2 protein-coding genes are annotated in these 1,254 nt (G+C 78.5%); both read left to right on the top strand.

The window, feature by feature from the left end; translation table 11 throughout:
- Positions 1–495 (top strand): S8 family serine peptidase (locus ACWGIU_RS38105; protein ID WP_453712704.1); only part of this gene is annotated, 495 nt, incomplete at its 5' end.
- A gap of 21 nt (positions 496–516) precedes the next feature.
- A partial coding sequence (locus ACWGIU_RS38100; RefSeq protein ID WP_453712702.1) for an SseB family protein occupies positions 517–1,254 on the top strand: 738 nt, incomplete at its 3' end.

The following is a 1,254-nucleotide window of genomic DNA, read 5'->3' as shown; positions in this document are numbered from 1 at the left end:
ACCCGGAACTGGTACGCGACCGTCGCCGCCCCCGGCGTGGACGTGGTCATCGCCGACCCCGACCGCTCGTACTACGAGGGCTGGGGTACCAGCGCCGCGGCGGCCTTCGTCTCCGGCGCCGTGGCCCTCGTCCTGGCCGCGCACCCGGACCTGACGCCGGCCCAGGTGAAGAAGCTGCTGGAGGCGACCGCCTCCGCCTCCCCGGCCGGCGGCCGCGACGACGCCCGCGGTCACGGGCTGGTCGATCCCGTCGCCGCCCTCCAGGCCGCCGACGCGGTGCGCCCGGAGGCTCCGGTGCCCTCGCCCGCCGCGGCCGGGAGCACCTACTTCGGCCCCGGCCCCGAACCCGTCCGCCCGCCCGAGCGGGGGGCCCGCCTGCGGGCCCCGGCGGCAGCCGTCGCGGGCGCGGTGCTGCTCGTACTGGCCGCCGTACTGGCGAGGCGCCCGCGCCGGGGCACCCGGGGCCGCGGCCGGGACCCGTACCCGGCACAGTAGGGTCGGGTAACTGTGGCGAACATGGCGAACAAGAACATTCCCGACCCGGGCTTCTCCGACGACGACGGCTCCGCCGATCCCCGGCTGACCGCGGCCCTGGCCGCCTGGTCCGAGGACCGGGCGAAGGAGCCGGAGGTGCTGGCCGCGCTCAAGGGCGCCCGTCTGCTCGTCCCGGTGGTCGCCGTCCTCGGCGAGGTGGAGACCGACCCGGAGACGGGCCTGAAGCGCGAGAAGACCAGCGACATGGCCGTCCCGACGCGGCGGGCGGGCGACCGGCGGGCCCTGCCCGCCTTCACCTCGATCGCCTCGCTCGCGCTCTGGGACCCCGCGGCCCGGCCGGTGGCCGTCCCGCTGCACCAGGCGCTGGCGGCGGCCGCGCACGAGAAGGCCGACACCGTCGTCCTGGACCTCGCCGGCCCCGTCACCTACCAGCTCACCGGCTCCGCGCTGCTCGCACTCGCCGAGGGCCGCACCGACGCGGGCCCACTGGCCGATCCCGCCGTACGGGACGCCGTACGGGCCGCCGTCTCCGCCGAGCCGGCCGTGCTGCGCGCCCACCTCGGCCCGGGTGGCGCCGACTCCGACGGCACCCTGGCGATCGTGCTGAGCGAGGGCGCGAAGGCGCCCGAGGCGGCCCGGCGCGTCGCCGAGGCGCTGGCGGCGGACACCACCCTGCGGGCCCGGCTGGTCCGCGGTCTGGACCTGGCACTGCTGCCGTCGGGCGCTCCGGCCCCGCCCGGCGCGCCCCTGTTCACCCGC

The sequence above is a fragment of the Streptomyces sp. NPDC054840 genome (assembly GCF_053611065.1).
Note: the sequence above shows the minus strand (reverse complement) of the source record. Positions and strands in the feature narration are given on the sequence as shown.